This is a genomic window from Nocardia cerradoensis NBRC 101014 (assembly GCF_000308535.1).
GTDB lineage: Bacteria > Actinomycetota > Actinomycetes > Mycobacteriales > Mycobacteriaceae > Nocardia > Nocardia cerradoensis.
Window position 1 is genome coordinate 1 of the sequence record NZ_BAFW01000098.1, and the last position, 15,506, is coordinate 15,506.

Annotated in this window: 14 protein-coding genes, 1 pseudogene and 1 riboswitch; of the genes and pseudogenes, 5 read left to right on the forward strand and 10 right to left on the reverse strand. The window is 67.9% G+C overall.

Annotation, left to right across the window (positions count from 1 at the left end):
• From ON23_RS10810 to gcvP, 4 genes and pseudogenes are all read left to right on the forward strand, one after another.
• Positions 1-232: pseudogene (locus ON23_RS10810) on the forward strand (transcriptional regulator FtsR); the annotation flags it as partial.
• 79 nt (positions 233-311) lie between these two features.
• Positions 312-785 (forward strand): bifunctional nuclease family protein, encoded by a 474-nt coding sequence (locus ON23_RS10815; protein ID WP_030517724.1) that lies wholly within the window; start codon positions 312-314, stop codon positions 783-785.
• 205 nt (positions 786-990) lie between these two features.
• Positions 991-1,581 (forward strand): MerR family transcriptional regulator, encoded by a 591-nt coding sequence (locus tag ON23_RS10820; RefSeq protein ID WP_051024556.1) that lies wholly within the window; start codon positions 991-993, stop codon positions 1,579-1,581.
• A gap of 92 nt (positions 1,582-1,673) precedes the next feature.
• A riboswitch (glycine riboswitch) is annotated at positions 1,674-1,768 on the forward strand.
• 137 nt (positions 1,769-1,905) lie between these two features.
• Entirely contained in the window at positions 1,906-4,719 is a 2,814-nt protein-coding gene (gene gcvP / locus ON23_RS10825) for an aminomethyl-transferring glycine dehydrogenase (RefSeq protein WP_039777949.1), read from the forward strand.
• A 21-nt stretch (positions 4,720-4,740) separates the two neighbouring features.
• Here gcvP and ON23_RS10830 read toward each other — a convergent pair whose 3' ends face one another.
• The 9 genes from ON23_RS10830 to ON23_RS37840 form a co-directional block, all read right to left on the reverse strand.
• A complete protein-coding gene (locus ON23_RS10830; protein ID WP_223273632.1) occupies positions 4,741-5,268 on the reverse strand; it encodes a winged helix-turn-helix transcriptional regulator in 528 nt (175 codons plus the stop codon).
• A 94-nt stretch (positions 5,269-5,362) separates the two neighbouring features.
• The gene (locus ON23_RS10835) at positions 5,363-7,036 is read right to left on the reverse strand and encodes a VWA domain-containing protein (RefSeq protein ID WP_039777982.1); all 1,674 of its coding nucleotides are present in this window, start codon (positions 7,034-7,036) and stop codon (positions 5,363-5,365) included.
• A 106-nt stretch (positions 7,037-7,142) separates the two neighbouring features.
• On the reverse strand, positions 7,143-7,403 hold the full coding sequence (locus ON23_RS10840; protein ID WP_036500951.1) for a WhiB family transcriptional regulator: 261 nt from the start codon (positions 7,401-7,403) through the stop codon (positions 7,143-7,145).
• A 34-nt stretch (positions 7,404-7,437) separates the two neighbouring features.
• Positions 7,438-8,022: an HNH endonuclease gene (locus tag ON23_RS10845; RefSeq protein ID WP_051042379.1), complete on the reverse strand. Its 585-nt coding sequence runs from the start codon at positions 8,020-8,022 to the stop codon at positions 7,438-7,440.
• Positions 8,023-8,074: 52 nt separating this feature from the next.
• A complete protein-coding gene (locus ON23_RS39575) occupies positions 8,075-8,206 on the reverse strand; it encodes a hypothetical protein (protein WP_262985066.1) in 132 nt (43 codons plus the stop codon).
• A gap of 238 nt (positions 8,207-8,444) precedes the next feature.
• A complete protein-coding gene (locus ON23_RS10850) occupies positions 8,445-9,275 on the reverse strand; it encodes an NAD(P)H-dependent oxidoreductase (protein WP_420847566.1) in 831 nt (276 codons plus the stop codon).
• 98 nt (positions 9,276-9,373) lie between these two features.
• A complete protein-coding gene (locus ON23_RS10855; RefSeq protein WP_039777951.1) occupies positions 9,374-11,557 on the reverse strand; it encodes a malate synthase G in 2,184 nt (727 codons plus the stop codon).
• Between the two features lie 223 nt (positions 11,558-11,780).
• Positions 11,781-12,485: a class I SAM-dependent DNA methyltransferase gene (locus tag ON23_RS10860; RefSeq protein ID WP_039777952.1), complete on the reverse strand. Its 705-nt coding sequence runs from the start codon at positions 12,483-12,485 to the stop codon at positions 11,781-11,783.
• A 386-nt stretch (positions 12,486-12,871) separates the two neighbouring features.
• The gene (locus ON23_RS37840; protein WP_039777953.1) at positions 12,872-13,963 is read right to left on the reverse strand and encodes an ABC transporter permease; all 1,092 of its coding nucleotides are present in this window, start codon (positions 13,961-13,963) and stop codon (positions 12,872-12,874) included.
• Between the two features lie 97 nt (positions 13,964-14,060).
• Between ON23_RS37840 and ON23_RS37845 the strand changes: the two genes are divergently transcribed.
• Positions 14,061-14,657 carry a TetR/AcrR family transcriptional regulator gene (locus tag ON23_RS37845; RefSeq protein ID WP_039777954.1) on the forward strand — a complete coding sequence of 199 codons (597 nt, stop codon included), beginning with the start codon at positions 14,061-14,063 and terminating at the stop codon, positions 14,655-14,657.
• A gap of 107 nt (positions 14,658-14,764) precedes the next feature.
• Here ON23_RS37845 and ON23_RS10875 read toward each other — a convergent pair whose 3' ends face one another.
• Positions 14,765-15,478: a hypothetical protein gene (locus tag ON23_RS10875; protein WP_039777955.1), complete on the reverse strand. Its 714-nt coding sequence runs from the start codon at positions 15,476-15,478 to the stop codon at positions 14,765-14,767.
• Between the last annotated feature and the right edge of the window lie 28 nt (positions 15,479-15,506).

The window sequence follows — 15,506 nt, forward strand, 5'->3', positions numbered from 1 at the left end:
CGCTCAGGCGATGAGTGAATTCGGTTTGGAGGCACGGCATCTGCGGGCGTTCAAGCTGGCAGCGGACCGGGAGGCGGCGATGATCGCTCAGATCGCCGCGCCGATAGCCAAGAGTCGCGACGCCGATGCCCGGGCCCGCGCGGAGGAGACGGTACGCGAGTTGGCGGCGTTGTCGCTGACGCTGCATACCAGCTTGGTGAAGACGTCGGTGCGGGCTTCCCTCGGCGGCTGAATTCTTCGCCTAGACTCGGTGATACGGCCTGCCCAGCTGGGCTCGTGCGGGCGGCCGGCGAGTATGGGAGGCCAGTGCGATGAGTGAAATGCGTGTGATCGGCATCCGGGTCGAGCAGCCCCAGAACCAGCCCGTGTTGCTGCTGCGTGAAGAGTCGGGCGACCGTTATCTGCCCATTTGGATCGGTCAGGCCGAGGCGACCGCCATCGTGCTCGAGCAGGAGGGGGTGACCCCGATCCGGCCCCTGACCCACGACCTGATCAAGATCTTGATCCACGACCTCGGCCACACCTTGAAAGAGGTGCGAATCGTGGATTTGCAGGAGGGAACCTTCTACGCCGACCTCGTCTTCGACAACGACGTGCGGATCTCCGCACGCCCGTCGGATTCGATAGCTATCGCCTTGCGGGTCGGTTGCCCGATCTACGCGGAGGAACCGGTCCTCGAGGAAGCCGGGCTGGTGATGCCCGACGAACGCGAGGACGAGGTGGAGAAGTTCAAGGAGTTCCTCGAGTCGGTGTCACCGGACGATTTCAAGGCCACCGACAGCTGAGCTGTTCGGACGTCTGGCTTGATCATCGGCCACCGCGCGCGCGGCGGTGAGATGATCTTGGACTGTGCTCTATACCTCACGTAGAGGGTGAGAAACACGCCGCACGCGGAGTTTGGCTCCATGCCCGTGCTGCCGAGACAATCGACAGAGTAGCCTCGACAGTTAGGCCGTTGTTCTTCTTCGGCGATGCAGTGAGGGAGTAGCAGTGGGAGACCGACCGCAGCAACCAGCACCCGACCCGCGGCCCACCGCGGTCGTGCAGCCAGGGCTGTTCCCTGACGACACGGTGCCCGACGAGCTGGTCGGTTACCGCGTTCCCAGCGCATGCCAGGTGGCCGGTATCACCTACCGGCAGCTCGACTACTGGGCCCGCACCGGGCTCGTCGTCCCCTCGATCCGCAGCGCCACCGGTTCCGGCAGCCAGCGTCTGTACTCCTTCAAGGACATCCTGGTCCTCAAGATCGTGAAGCGGCTGCTCGACGCCGGTATCTCACTGCAGAACATCCGCATCGCCGTCGATCATCTGCGCAGCCGCGGGGTCGAGGATCTGGCCGGGATCACGCTGTTCTCCGACGGCACCACCGTCTACGAATGTTCCTCGCCGGAAGAGGTCGTCGATTTACTGCAGGGCGGGCAGGGCGTGTTCGGCATCGCGGTCAGCGGAGCCATGCGCGAGCTGACCGGCGCGATCGCCAACTTCCCGGCCGAACGCGCCGAAACCCACGAGGCGAGTGACCGGCCCGAGGACGAACTGGCCTACCGCCGCAAGGCCCGCGAGAACCGCAAGACCGGATAATCGTCCCGCGCCGGATGTGACGGAGCCGACTGGGCGCTGAGCTGGGTCGGCAACATGGCGTTTACCGCGCACCGCTTAGACTGAGGGTGCGTCGCCGCCGTGCGGGAGAGTTCCGGGTTCGTCCCGGACGCCGAAGGAGCAGCACCTCCCCGTCAATCTCTCAGGCATCAGGGACCGTACGGAGTTCGACGCCTCTGGAAAGCGGCGGCCGCACACAATGCGGGCCGCCCGCCCATGGGGAAAGGGATCGCGCGCGACCCCGAATCTCTCAGGCGCCACGACAGAGGGGGAGGGCCGACGACCCGCCCGAGCCTTGGAGCTGCCGTGACCCGTAGTTTCGCCGACCGCCACATCGGACCCGACACCAACGAACTCGATCGGATCCTCGACACCGTCGGCGTCGGGTCGATGGACGAACTCGCCGCACGTGCCGTTCCCGCGAGCATTCTGGATGCCGTCGGCGAGACCGGGCTGGACGTCCTACCGCCCGCGGTCTCCGAACACGACGCTCTGACCGAGCTTGCGGCGCTGGCACATTCGAACACCGTCGCCACGTCGATGATCGGCCTCGGTTACTACGACACCCTGACCCCGCCGGTGCTGGTCCGCAACCTGCTGGAAAACCCTGCCTGGTACACCGCCTACACGCCGTATCAGCCCGAGATCAGCCAGGGCCGGCTCGAGGCACTGCTGAACTTCCAGACCATGGTCTCCGATCTGACCGGGATGGAGGTGGCCAACGCCTCCATGCTGGACGAGGCGACCGCCGCCGCCGAGGCGATGACGCTGCTGCAGCGCGCCAACCGCAAGAGCACCTCCCAGCGACTGCTCGTCGACACCGACCTGTTCCCGCAGACCCGCACCGTGCTGACCACCCGGGCCGAACCGCTCGGCATCACGCTGGTCGAGGCGGATCTGAGTTCCGGCGAGCTGCCCGAGGGCGACTTCTTCGGCGTCGTGCTGCAGACGCCGGGCGCCTCCGGGCGCATCGCGGACCCGGCCGCCGTGATCGCCGCGGCGCACGATCGGGGTGCGCTGGTCGCGGTCGGCGCCGATCTGCTGGCGCTGACGCTGATCACCCCGCCCGGGGACCTGGGCGCCGACGTCTGCTTCGGAACCACGCAGCGATTCGGTGTCCCACTCGGCTTCGGCGGTCCGCACGCCGGCTACCTCGCGGTGCGCACAGCGCATGCGCGGCAACTGCCCGGCCGCCTGGTCGGTGTCTCGGTGGACGCCGACGGCGACCGCGCCTACCGGCTGGCCCTGCAGACTCGCGAACAGCACATTCGCCGTGAGAAGGCGACCTCGAACATCTGCACCGCACAGGTGCTGCTGGCGATAGTGGCCGCGATGTACGCCTCCTATCACGGCGCCGACGGGCTGCGCGCGATCGCGCGGCGGGTGCACGGTCATGCCGAGCGGCTCGCCGGCGGACTCGGCGACGCAGTCGTGCACGAACGCTTCTTCGACACCGTGCTGGTGTCGGTGCCCGGCGGCGCCGAGGCCGTGGTCGCCAAGGCGAAGGGACGCGGAATCAATCTGCGCCTGGTCGACGCCGATCACGTCTCGGTGGCCTGCGACGAGGCGACCACCGAGGCCCAGGTGGCGATCGTGCTGGAGTGCTTCGGCGCCGACGGGATGCCGGAGACGGCCGCGCTGCCCTCGATCGAGACCCGGACCTCGGCCTATCTGACCCATCCGGCGTTCACCCGTTATCACACCGAAACCGCGATGTTGCGGTATCTGCGGCAGCTGTCGGACAAGGATATCGCCTTGGACCGCAGCATGATTCCGCTCGGTTCGTGCACCATGAAGCTCAACGCCACCGCGGAGATGGAGCCCATCACCTGGCCCGGTTTCGCGCGGCTGCATCCGTACGCGCCGGTGGAGGACACGCCCGGCATGCTGCGCGTGATCGAGGATCTGGAGCACTGGCTGGCCGCGGTGACCGGTTACGACCGGGTGAGTCTGCAGCCCAATGCCGGCAGCCAGGGTGAGTACGCGGGATTGCTCGCGATCCGCCGTTATCACCTCGACCGTGGCGACACCCACCGCGACACCTGCCTGATCCCCTCCAGCGCGCACGGCACCAACGCCGCCTCGGCGGCCATGGCCGGCCTGCGGGTGGAGGTCGTGAAATGCCGGGACAATGGTGATGTCGATCTGGACGATCTGCGAGCCAAGATCGCCGATCACGCCGACCGGCTGGCCTGCATCATGATCACCTATCCCTCCACCCACGGTGTCTACGAGCACGAGGTGGCCGAGTTGTGCGCGCTCGTGCACGATGCGGGCGGGCAGGTGTACGTCGATGGGGCGAATCTGAATGCCCTTGTGGGACTTGCCCGTCCGGGACGCTTCGGCGGTGACGTCTCGCACCTGAACCTGCACAAGACCTTCTGCATTCCGCACGGCGGCGGCGGTCCCGGTGTCGGTCCGGTCGCGGTGCGCGATCATCTGGCGCCGTACCTGCCGGGCGATCCGCTGCAGCCGGATTCGCACGCGGTGTCCGCGGCGCGGTACGGGTCGGCCTCGATCCTCCCGATCACGTGGGCCTACATTCGGATGATGGGCGCCGACGGCCTGCGCCGGGCCACCCTGACCGCGATCGCCTCGGCCAATTACCTTGCGCGACGGCTGGATCCGCACTTCCCGGTGCTCTACACCGGCGAGAACGGCATGGTCGCCCACGAGTGCATCCTGGATCTGCGCGAGATCACCAAGCGCACCGGCGTGACCGTCGACGATGTGGCGAAACGCTTGGCCGACTACGGATTCCACGCCCCGACCATGAGCTTCCCGGTCGCCGGCACGCTGATGGTCGAGCCCACCGAGAGCGAAAACCTCGAGGAGCTCGACGCTTTCGCCGACGCGATGATCGCGATCAAGGGCGAGATCGACGAGGTTGCCGCCGGAACCTGGCCGGTCGAGCAGAGCCCGCTGCGCGGCGCCCCGCACACCGCCGCCGCCCTCGTCGGCGACTGGAACTACCCGTACAGCCGGGAAACCGCCGTCTACCCGCTGGGTGTGCACTCCGGGCGGGCCAAGGTGTGGCCCGCGGTCCGGCGCATCGACGGAGCCTTCGGTGACCGCAATCTGGTGTGCTCGTGCCCGCCGCTCGAGGCGTACACCGACTGAGGACCGGCCGCGCGCGGGCGGTCACTCTCCGGCGGCGACCGCCTGCGCGTAGGCCTCGGCGAGGCGTTGGGTGGCGCTCGGCCGGCCGGTGTCCGGGCGTGCGATGCCGAGATGGCGTTCGCGCAGTTCGTCCATGAATTCCGCCCACAGCTGCGGGCCGCCCGCCTCGAGCAGTTCGGCGCGGACCCGCAATTCGTGGGTTGTCGGACGGTGTCGCAGCCCCCAGGAGCCCAGGGCGACCAGTACGGGAACGAGCTGGATGGCGGGTTCGGTGAGGCTGTAGGTGGCGCGCTGGCCGCGGCGGACCTCGTCGCGGGTCAGCAGTCCGGCGTCGACGAGGTTTTTGAGCCGGTCGGCGAGGATGTTGGAGGCGATGCCCTCTTCCGACTGTGCTTGCAGCTGCCGGAAATGGCGGCGGTCGCCGAACATGATGTCGCGCAGGACCAGCATCGTCCAGCGATCGCCGACCACCTCGATGGCGGCGTTGATCGGGCAACCCGACCGCTGTTCCGCCGGCAGCCGTTCCCCCGACCGCTGTTCCTCCGACACCGCACCTCCTTCGTCAACTGCTTGCATCCTACTAGCACTAGCGGCTGTCGCCCCACAGTGCTAGTGAATGGCAAGCACTCGAGGTGCTGGAGCGCTACGGCGTGGTCAGCGCGTGGTTGACGGCGGTGCCGAAGGTCATGTCGTCGGAGGTGCTGACCTTGGTGTAGGTGCCGCCGGTCTTCTGGGCCAGATTCTGCAGGGTCTGCGCGCCCTGGCCGCCGATGACGATCACATCCACCCGCACCGGATGCGCGGTGTCGGTGGCGGCGGTGATATCGGCGATCAGCTGATCCCCGGTCACCGAGGACTTGTCGTTGGGGCCGCCGGTGATGAGCAGAACCGAGTTCGTCTTACCCGAGGAGTAGTTCTTCACCGCGCTGCGATAGGCGGCCTCGAGCGAGGGGTAGGTGCGGTCGGTACTCGAACCGGCGAGCGTGACATTGCCCAGGGCCGTGGACAATTCGCTGCGATGCTGCGGGGTGAGAGCCTGGGTGGGCGCGACCATGCGATAGGGATTGCCGTCGGTCAATTGGTTGGCGTAGATCCAGGCGCCGGCGCCGAAATCCGGCGGCATGGTGTCCAGGGTCGACTGCACCGCGGCGAGCGCGTTGTTCAATCGCGACATCGAACCGTCGTTGGCGGCCATCGACGCCGAGGTGTCGATGAGAATCGTGGCCTGCACGCCCAGCACCGGATGGGCGAGGACCGACTGCACGCGGTCGAGAACCGATTTCGCCGGCACCGCGACGGGTGTGGCGGCCGCGGCGCCGAAACCGTTGTCGGTGAACAGCTTCTGTTGGTCGGGGGCGCGCAGGAAGTCGGCGAATACGCCGGCGACGAGGTTCTGGGTCTTGTCCACCCAGCTTCCGGTGAGCATCGCCGCGGGGTGATCGGCGACCGGCGCGGCGCCGGTCGGATGGAACAGTGCGACATTCGGCCGAGTCTTGGCTTGCTGCTCGGTAACTGCTACGGCGTGGATGGGGGAGTTGGGGCCCTGTGCGGAATCGGCGACCGCGGCCAGCGCGGAGGCGGTGTCGCCGGATTCCGGTGCGTCGGCGGCCAATCCGGAGATGGCGGCGACGACCTGACCCGACGCGGCGGCCTCATCGGTCAGCGGATCGGAGCCGGAGACGGCCGACCCGACCGCCACCGCGGCGGCCAGCGAATCGTCACCCGGGGGCATCGCCATCCGCAGCGGTCCCCAGCTGCCGAGGCCGATATCGCCGAGCGATCCGCGCTGCAGACGCGCCAGATCCGACCAGCTGAGGTTGGCCTTCTCCATCGCCTGGGCCAGCGGGCCGGGGGCGGCCACCGCGATCGGGCTGACGGCGATCGATGCCGGCGTGCCCTGGACCAGTCCCGGCACCCGCATCTGCTCGACCGCGCGCGAAGAACTCGGAATCCAGAGACCGGGTTGCGGGCCCAGCTTGGCGTCCCAGTTCGGTGCGGTGAGCCCGGTCACCATCGCGGCGCTGGTGCGTTCGGTGACCGAGACCTTCGCGCAGTGGTCGCGCACCTGGGGGTGCGTGGCGTTGTAGCGGTCGGCGGCGGCGCGCACCGGAGCGGCGATATCGGGATCGACGGTGACGGCGAGGGTGACCGGACCCTCGATGCACTGACCGGCGGCGCTGCGGTTCTCCGATGCCGAGCGATTGCTGAGCCAGAACCAACCGGCGACCGCCGCGATCAGCAGCAGGACCGCCACCACGGTGATAACCAAACCTTTGCTGACGCCCCGTGATCCGTCCGCGCTGCGATGTGTGCCCACGATTTTCCAGTGTATGGTCACGCGAAAACCGGCGCTCGACCAGGATCGGTCGGGCGCCGGCTCGCGGATCGGGCGAGTGGCGTGGGCCACTCGCGCGGTGTCGGTGTCAGTCGCGGATCAGCTTGCCGCGGTCGAATTCGTGACCGCCCCACACGCCGGACTGGCCGGTGGTGGCCGCGAATTCCGCGCACTGGCGGCGAATCGGGCAGCCGGCGCAGATTCCGCGCGCGTAGTCGAAGTCCTGCGACGGGTACGGGAACCACGCATCGTGGTTCGGGTCACCCTTGCAGGCTGCCTGCTCCCAGCTCTGCGTATCCGAGACCGGGAGCAGATCCACCAGTGTGAGTGCCGGAGTCGTAGTTGTCATATCGGATCCCTCCTTTCTCGGGATTCGGGGGTGTTCACTGTGCGGCTGTTCGCTGTGCGCCGGTGGCTGTTCGTTGTGCGCCGCCGGCGATGAGGTCCTTCCAGATCCGTCGCTGCCGGCGCTGCATGTCGGTGGGCGCCTTGGGTTCCCACAGCAACCGCATCCCGGCCTCGTCCGGGGTGCGATCGGCCTTGCGGGTGTTGCACGGTCCGCACGCCGCGATCAGGTTGTTCCACGTGTTGGGCCCGCCCCGGCTGCGCGGGCGGATGTGGTCGACGGTGCGTGCCCAGCCGGCGCAGTATCCGCACCGGTGGTCGTCGCGCCGCAGGACGCCCGCGAGGGTGGCGCGGCTCTCGTCGTGCTCGAGCACGCTGTGCTCGAGATAGACGTAGCGCAGCAGCCGAATCGTCTGCGGCAGAGCGATTTCCAGATGCTTGGAACGAATCGGGAAATGAGGTTGCCGCTCGGCCACGGTCTCGGCGGTCCCGCTGATCACCAGCACCACCGCGCGGTCGGCGCCGATGTCGGTCAGCGCCTCGTAGGATGCGTTGAGGACCAGCACCTGGGCGTGTATCCAATTGTCGGGAGTGAGGGGTCTTTCGGCGTGACGAGACAGCATGGGAGTCACCATGTTTCGTGAAAGGCGGAACGAGAAGGAAGGCGGGAGCCGGTCAGGCGTGCCGGAAGAGGGGGCCGGATTCCCGGTCGGCGCGCCGCAGCATGTGCTGCGACCGCTCGACGCCGGTCGAAAGTCGCTGCCCGGCAGGACTGTTCATCTCGTCGCGCGAACTCTTCGGATACATCGGCCGCCTCCTCCTTCCCGTTACTCGTCGAGTGGTCCCGCCGCGCCGGCGGGACCGGTTGATCATCGTTGTCATGGTGACACAGCGTTACCGCCGTTGTCGGGTCATTTTTTCGCCGCCGCCGCCGATCCGAGCGGCGCGTCAACCCCCTGGTGCGGTGATTACAGCACCGGCGGTATGCGAACTATTCCCGGCCGCGCGCACGGCGAGTGTGCGCTCAGCCACGTCGGCGACCGAATCAGCCGGCGCGATGCAGCCCGAACCCGGTCGTGTGGTGGCCCAGACCGTCACGCAGTCGCAGGCTGCGGTCGTAGTCGCCGCCGGCCTGGGTGCGGTAGGGAATCGGTTCGATCGTGTCGATCCGGCTCAGCCGTTCGCGCAGGTCGGCGGCGATATCCGCGAAGCGGTCGGAGTCGACCCGGATGCTGCCGTGGACCAGGAACGGCGGCAGCACATCCATGCCGGGGTAGTAGAGGATGCCGTGGTGGATGGGAAAGAGCAGGTCGTCGATGTGGCCGTTGATGCCGCGCTCGGAATAGGCCGGCTCGCGTCCGCCGATGGATACCACCAGCATGGCTCGACGCCCGCTCAACGCGCCCGCGCCGTATCGGGGCAGCGCCGTGCTGCCCGAACCGTAGGCGAAGCCGTTGGTGAACACCCGGTCCACCCAGCCCTTGAGGATGGCCGGCATCGAGTACCACCACAGCGGAAAGTGCATCAGCACCACCTCTGCCCAGCGCAGTTTGTCCTGCTCGGCCGTGATATCGGCGGTCAGCGTGCCGTTGCTGTACGCCTCGCCGGAGGCCTGCATGAAGGTGCCCGCACCTGTCTCGCCGAAATCGGCGGCGTCGGCCTGCGCCTTCCACCCCATCGCATACAGATCACTGACCACCACGTCGTGACCGCTCTCGCGGAGATGGTGCACCGCAACATCTTTGAGAGCTCCGGTGAGCGAATCGGGTTCGGGATGCGCGTACACGATCAGAATTCGCATATGTGCCGACAACGGCTCGATACAGCCACACATTCCCGAGCCGGAGCGCTCGGCGGCGAGGACCGGCCTCGACACGTCGCGATCCCGGAGACGGCGCAACCCCGGTCGCCGACGACGACCGGGGTTGCGATGCCGGGCGAGTTAGCCGCGACAGAGTCGCGGCGAGTCTCGGATCAGCCCTTCGCGGCGAGCGCCTTCGCCTCACGGCGGCGGCGGTGCAGGATCGGCTCGGTGTAGCCGTTGGGCTGGCGGGTGCCTTCGAGGATCAGTTCCTTGGCGGCCTGGAAGGCGATGCTGCCGGAGAAGTCGGGAGCCATCGGCTTGTAGGCCGGGTCGCCGGCGTTCTGCCGGTCGACGACGGGCGCCATCCGCTCCAGGCTCTCGACGATCTGCTGCTCGGTGACGATGCCGTGGCGCAGCCAGTTCGCCATCAGCTGGCTCGAAATACGCAGGGTCGCACGGTCTTCCATCAGCGCGACATCGTTGATGTCGGGCACCTTGGAGCAGCCGACGCCGTGGTCGATCCAGCGGACCACGTAGCCCAGGATGGACTGCGAGTTGTTGTCCAGCTCGTTGCGGATCTCCTCGGCCGACCAGTTGGTGTCGGTGGCGAGGGGGATCTCCAGGATCTGGTCGACGGTGGCGCGGGGGCCGCCCTTGGCGATCTCGGCCTGCCGCTTGAACACGTCCACCAGGTGGTAGTGGGTGGCGTGCAGGGTGGCGGCGGTCGGGGAGGGCACCCACGCGGTGGTGGCGCCGGCGCGCGGGTGGCCGATCTTCTGCTCGAGCATGTCGTGCATCAGATCCGGCATGGCCCACATGCCCTTACCGATCTGCGCCTTGTGCGGCAGTCCGTCGGCCAGGCCGTTGTCGACGTTCCAGTCCTCGTAGGCGAGGATCCACTGCTGCTTCTTCATCTCGGCCTTGCGGATCATCGCGCCGGCCTCCATGGAGGTGTGGATCTCGTCGCCGGTGCGGTCCAGGAAGCCGGTGTTGATGAAGACCACGCGGTCCTTCGCGGCCGCGATGCAGGCCGCGAGGTTGACCGTGGTGCGGCGCTCCTCGTCCATGATGCCGACCTTGAGGGTGTTGCGGGCCAGGCCCAGCACATCCTCGACACGGCTGAACAGCTCGTTGGCGAAGGCGACCTCGTCGGGGCCGTGCATCTTCGGCTTCACGATGTAGACCGAGCCGGTGCGCGAGTTGCTGACCCTGGCGTTGCCGTTGAGCGAGTGCACCGCGATCAGCGAGGTGATCAGGCCGTCGAGGATGCCCTCGGGCACCTCGTTGCCCTCGGCGTCGAGGATCGCGTCGGAGGTCATCAGGTGGCCCACGTTGCGCACGAACAGCAGCGAACGGCCGTGCAGCGTCACGTCGTTGCCGTCGAGGCCGGTGTAGACGCGGTCCGGGTTCATGGTGCGGGTGAAGGTCTTGCCGCCCTTGCTGACCTCTTCGGCCAGATCACCCTTCATCAGGCCCAGCCAGTTGTGGTAGCAGAGCACCTTGTCCTCGGCGTCGACCGCGGCGACCGAGTCCTCGAAGTCCATGATGGTGGTGACCGCGGACTCGAGGACGACGTCCTTGACGCCGGCGTCGTCGGTCTTGCCGATCGGCGATTCCGGGTCGATCTGGATGTCGATGTGCAAACCGTTGTGGCGCAGCAGGATCGAGCTCGGCGCGGACGGATCGCCCAGGTAGCCCACCAGAGCCGAGGAATCGGCCAAGCCGATGTCGGTGCCGTCCTCGAGGGTGACCTCGAGTTCACCGTCGACGATCTTGTAGGCCTTGGAGCCGACGTGCGAACCGGTGATCAGCGGGACGGCGTCATCGAGGAAGTTGCGCGCCCACTCGATGACCTTGTCACCGCGGACCTTGTTGTAGCCGGTGCCCTTCTCCGCGCCGTTGGCCTCGGAGATGGCGTCGGTGCCGTAGAGCGCGTCGTAGAGCGAGCCCCAGCGCGCGTTGGCGGCGTTGATGGCGAAACGCGCGTTGCTCACGGGCACGACCAGCTGCGGGCCGGCGGTGGTGGCGATCTCGTCGTCGACGTTCTGGGTGTCGATCGTGAAGGGGGCGGGCTGCTCGCGCAGGTAGCCGATCTCGGTGAGGAACCGCTTGTATGCGGCCTTGTCGTAGCCGGCGCCGGGGTTCTCGGCGTGCCAGGCGTCCAACTTGCCCTGGATCTCGTCGCGTTCGGCCAGCAGGGCGCGGTTGCGGGGAGCGAGATCGTTGATGACACTCTCCGCACCGGTCCAGAACGCGGCGGAATCTACGCCGGAGCCGGGGAGCGCCTCGTTCTCCACGAAGTCGTGAAGAACCTTGGCCACCTGGAGCCCGCCGACCTGAATCCGCTCTGTCATCTACTGCCTCATTTCGAGAAAGCCGGATGGAAAAAGTACGCCTGTCATGTTACCCATGGGTAGTTGCGCGGTCGCGGTCGGCATCGATTGAGCAGGGCCGATTGTATCGTGGGCCACAACTGCGGTCGGATGCCCCGGGTCGTCTCCGGCCCGGAAGTTCGGCAGTGCCGCGAGGCGTCGACGACCGGCGATCCGGGATGTCGGCAGCTGTGCAGCGGGTTCGTCACACTGCGGGGAGCGTCCAGACCAGCGCCATGCTGAACGGATGTCCGAGCAGATCCTTCCATTTCGGCTTGGCCGCGAGCCAGGCCTCCTCGACCAACGCCTCGGCGGCCTCCTCCAGCCGCCAGCCCGCGTCGTTCCCGGCGGTGACATGCTCGCTGAACATGTGCAGGTGGGTTTCGATCGCCAGCGGTTCACCCGACTCGCCGGTGTAGTGGGTGGGCATTCCGGTCACCATGAGGAACTGAGGGTGGTAGCTGACCAGGACGAAGGCGCCGCCGGGCGCTGCCAGCCGCCGGGCTTCGGCGTAGAGCGGGGTGAGGTCGGGGAGGTGCTCATCGATGAGGGAGCAGATCACCAGATCGTAAGTGCCGCCGGGCAATCCGCTGTCACGCACGTCGGCATGGGTGAGTGTGGTGTGTGCCCCGCGGTCGCGTGCCACGCTGAGCATCCCCTCGCTCAGATCCACCCCATCGATGTGCGCGACTCCCCGCCCACGCAACCAGTGGCCGGTGCGGCCGCTACCGCAGCCCAGGTCGGCCGCGCGGCGCACGCGCTCCCAGTTCGGTCGGCGCAGCCGGTTCAGCAGTGCCAGATCCATGTCGTCCATGACGGTCTGGTCATAGGTCGGGGCCCATCCGTCGTATCCGGTGGCGACGTCGACGGTGCGGTAGTGACGGCGATCGAAATCCGCGAAGGTCGGCATAACGCCAGTATTGTCCCTGCCGCAAACGCTTTTTCGGCCTGGTTCCCGCCCCGCCATTGGGCCTGACGCTGAGTTGGGCCGAGCGCTTGGAGAGAAGGTGTCTTGTGCCCTCTGACGTAGTGCGGCTGAGCGCGTCATGCTCTCGCCCGCGGGGGCCGGTGATCGCCCCGCTCCGGGCACGACTCGAGAAAGCCGCCGGACTTCCCAGGTCGGACGCCGGTCATCGAAGCCAGGTGACGTGCAACGTCCGGCTCGCGGTACCGACCGACGGCTCTGACATGCCGTCTGCTCACTGACAATTCCGTGCGGCCTCGCATTCCGGAGCAGTGCGCGAAGCGACGCACAAGAAACCGATGCCAACCGGCCGGTTCGCGAGTGCGGGGCGATCACGCCGTCGGGGCGAGCTGCGTGGGTGCGGCGTCGTGCGCCTGCTCGGGAAGGTGGCGGGTGCGCCGGGGCAGAGTCGCCAGCAATAGTCCACCCACAGTCCAGCAGCTCAGCACCGCAAGCGCAGCTGCCGAGCCGGAGCCGCCGAAATAGGCGGTCGAGCGTAGCGCGGTGGCCGCCGCACCGGGTGGGAGCAGGGTCCCGAGAGTGCCCCAGCCGGTCGGCAGCAGTTCCGGCGCGGACATGGCGCCGGAGAGTGGAATGCCCAGTGCGACAAAGGTTGCCGCACCCACCCCGATTCCGGCGAGGCCGATCGCGGCACGCAGGCCGAGTAGTGTCAGGGCGGTCGCGCCGATCGCCAGGGCCACCACTCCCGCGTTGGCGAGGTAGTTCCCGGTCAGCACGTCGAGCCAGGTTTGCAGGACGGCGGTGACCGCGAATCCGGCGATGAGTGCGACGGCGACGGCCGCGCCGATCCGGGTGGCGCGGCCCAATGTCAGCAGTGAAAGGGCGGCGCCGGTCAGCAGGCCGCCGATGACCATCGGAACCAGGGTGAGGCCGAAGACCGCGCCGTGTGGGTCGGCGGCCGGTGTTGGGACCACGTCGGTGATTACCGGCGTCGGCGAAAGCTGTTGCGGCGTAGGGGTGGTGGGGGCGGGTTGGCCCGCGGCAGGACTGCTGGACTGTGGTGACTGCCCGGAAATCGTCTGCGGCGCAGGAGGTTGCATCCGTTGGCTCATGCTCCGGGCCGCCTCGCTCAGAGCCTGCGCGACGGCCGGACCCGCCGCGGAGGCGGTCAGCACCTCCGGCCCGTTCGCACCGACCACGATGGCGCCGTAGATATCGCGATCCTCGATGGCCCGGACGGCGGCGGAGCGATCGGGATACGTCGTGGTGTCGATCGCGGACTCGCCGAGGGCGCCGAGCCCCTGGCGTACCTGTTCGACGGCAGGGGCCGGGCCGGCCACGCCGACCGGAAGGTGGCGTGGGGCGAGGTTGCTGGTCGGCCAGGCGAACGCCGTGACCAGCACGGTGATCAGGGCGGACAGGGCCAGAACCGGTCCGAGAACGGTGGCGGGCGACGGTCGCATCGCAACTCCAAAGAGAAGGAACGTTCTTTTTGTGGTTCGAGCATGCGCCCGCCGCGGCGAGATTGTCAAGAACGAACGTTCTTTTTATGATGCGGTGATGCCGCGACTGACCGAAGAGCGTCGTAACGCCCGGCGCGACCAGCTCATCGCCGCCGCCGTGCGGTGTGTGGCCCGAGAGGGATTCCACAAGACGACGATGTCCGCGGTCATCGCGGAATCGGGGATGTCGGCGGGGGCGGTCTACGGCTACTTCGCGTCCAAGAACGACATCATCCGCGCTATCGCCGATTCCGTGCTCGGCCGGATGACCGCCAATCTGGCGCGGCTCACCGAGGGGGAAGTGCCGGCGGCGCCGATCGACGCACTGGAGTCGGTTCTCGGGCAGATTGCGGATCTCGCCCGCGACGGCGATATTCCGCGCGTCGCGGTGCAGGCGTGGGCGGAGGCGGGGCGGGACGAGGCGGTCGCCGCAATCGTCCGCGAACGGCTGACGCAAGTCCGGGCCGCTTGGCGGGAGCTGCTGCTGCGCGCCCGCGAGGCCGGATTGCTCTCCGCGACAAGCGATATCGATGCGCTGGCCCAAGTCATGCTAGGCGCGATGATGGGGTTCCTGCAGCAGTACCTGCTCATGGGCGATGTCCGCCCGGATTCCTACGCTGCCGCCTACCGGAGTCTGGCAGGCGCTCGGGAGTAGGCGAACAATCGCGGGATTCGGCGCGGAAACGGCGCCGCGAGCTCGCGGCACGCCATCGACGAGATGTGGGATGCGCTGTGCCGCATCCTGACCGGGGTGCGAGAACCCTATCGCCGAGGCTCGATCCACAATGCTTCGGCCAGCACGCGCAGATCGCCCTTCGGCGTGGAAATGGCCACGCCGACAGTGTGTTTGCGCCCCGATGCGGCGATCGGCCAGGACCATACGAGGTACTTCTCCCCGGCACGGACCGGCCCGATGCGACGGGTGGTGAGGGCGGCCGTGAGGCCCCCGGGCGACATTCCGGACAGTTCGATGGCTGCCCAGCCGCCGGGGCAGTCCACGGCCGACCAGATGTTCTCGGTGGTGAGATGTCCGCCGGGCCCGGCCAATTCGGCATCGGGAACCCAGGCGGCCGCGACGAGGTCCTGGTCGCGCAGTCGCCACGGATACAGCCGCAAGCCCCGGCCCGGCGCATTCGTGGTGCCGCAGCCGTAGCAGTCGGGAATGGCACGGCCCGCGGCGAACGAATCCTGTGACGCGTCGACCGCTTCCTCCCATGTCGGTGGCGGCGTCACGGCCAATTCCACCGAACCCGGACTCGCCTCGGCGAGGACCGTGCTGTCGGAATCGGTGAGCACACTGCCCGATTCGGTATCGGTGATCTGCACCGGCGTCCGCACCGGAACACCGCGCCGGAAGTCGACGCGCACCTCACCGCCGACACGATCGGCGAGCATGCCCGCCACGTAGCCGCCGAACGCCAGATCCGGATAACCGTGGATATGCGTGGGAATGGTGATCGCCGTACCGACAGTCATTCGCGTCCGAACCTCTCGATTGTGTGCC

What these genes read in the sequence shown, in the direction of transcription:
- ON23_RS10840 (WP_036500951.1), bottom strand. Translation starts at nt 7,403, where the DNA reads ATGACAACTACGACTCCGGCACTCACACTGGTGGATCTGCTCCCGGTC.
- ON23_RS37845 (WP_039777954.1), top strand. Translation starts at nt 14,061, where the DNA reads ATGCCGCGACTGACCGAAGAGCGTCGTAACGCCCGGCGCGACCAGCTC.
- ON23_RS10860 (WP_039777952.1), bottom strand. Translation starts at nt 12,485, where the DNA reads ATGCCGACCTTCGCGGATTTCGATCGCCGTCACTACCGCACCGTCGAC.
- ON23_RS37840 (WP_039777953.1), bottom strand. Translation starts at nt 13,963, where the DNA reads ATGCGACCGTCGCCCGCCACCGTTCTCGGACCGGTTCTGGCCCTGTCC.
- ON23_RS10875 (WP_039777955.1), bottom strand. Translation starts at nt 15,478, where the DNA reads ATGACTGTCGGTACGGCGATCACCATTCCCACGCATATCCACGGTTAT.
- ON23_RS10815 (WP_030517724.1), top strand. Translation starts at nt 312, where the DNA reads ATGAGTGAAATGCGTGTGATCGGCATCCGGGTCGAGCAGCCCCAGAAC.
- ON23_RS39575 (WP_262985066.1), bottom strand. Translation starts at nt 8,206, where the DNA reads ATGTATCCGAAGAGTTCGCGCGACGAGATGAACAGTCCTGCCGGGCAG.
- ON23_RS10845 (WP_051042379.1), bottom strand. Translation starts at nt 8,022, where the DNA reads ATGCTGTCTCGTCACGCCGAAAGACCCCTCACTCCCGACAATTGGATA.
- ON23_RS10855 (WP_039777951.1), bottom strand. Translation starts at nt 11,557, where the DNA reads ATGACAGAGCGGATTCAGGTCGGCGGGCTCCAGGTGGCCAAGGTTCTT.